Origin of the sequence: Halomonas sp. PBN3 (genome assembly GCF_000475415.1) — a bacterium.
In the GTDB taxonomy this organism is placed as follows: domain Bacteria; phylum Pseudomonadota; class Gammaproteobacteria; order Pseudomonadales; family Halomonadaceae; genus Halomonas; species Halomonas shengliensis.
In genome coordinates this window covers 1-360 of record NZ_AXCA01000136.1, presented here as the reverse complement: position 1 = coordinate 360, position 360 = coordinate 1, and the positions used below count along the sequence as shown (strand labels likewise).

The 360-nt window shown below is 61.1% G+C and carries 1 protein-coding gene; it reads left to right on the top strand.

Translation table 11 applies throughout. The features are described 5' to 3' along the window. Positions 1 to 125: 125 nt before the first annotated feature. A partial coding sequence (locus Q673_RS36925; RefSeq protein ID WP_235048495.1) for a hypothetical protein occupies positions 126 to 360 on the top strand: 235 nt, incomplete at its 3' end.

The window sequence follows — 360 nt, the reverse complement described above, 5'->3', positions numbered from 1 at the left end:
GTGCATCGTGCGGCGCTCGTGATTCACAAGGCGCGGCAGATCATCCTCGACTTCGGGCAGGACATCGGACGCATGACGGTATTGAACACCTTGCGAAGCCGCCTGCGCTATCCCCGAGGCACGCCATGCTGATCGTCTGTCGGACAAAGGCACCACGCAGAGAGCTGACGGTCATCGGCAGCCAGTATCAGCGTGTCCGGCGGGTAGAAATGCCTGTCAAAATGGGCTGCTCTCGTCGGTCAGCGTCGCCATGGTTGGTCCTCCCCGGTATGCGTTCAGCGGTTGAGACGGAATCGGCGGTCAGAAAATGCTCGCTGGCGGTGATAGGGGAAGTGTCGGCGCTGGCTTCACGGAATCAGG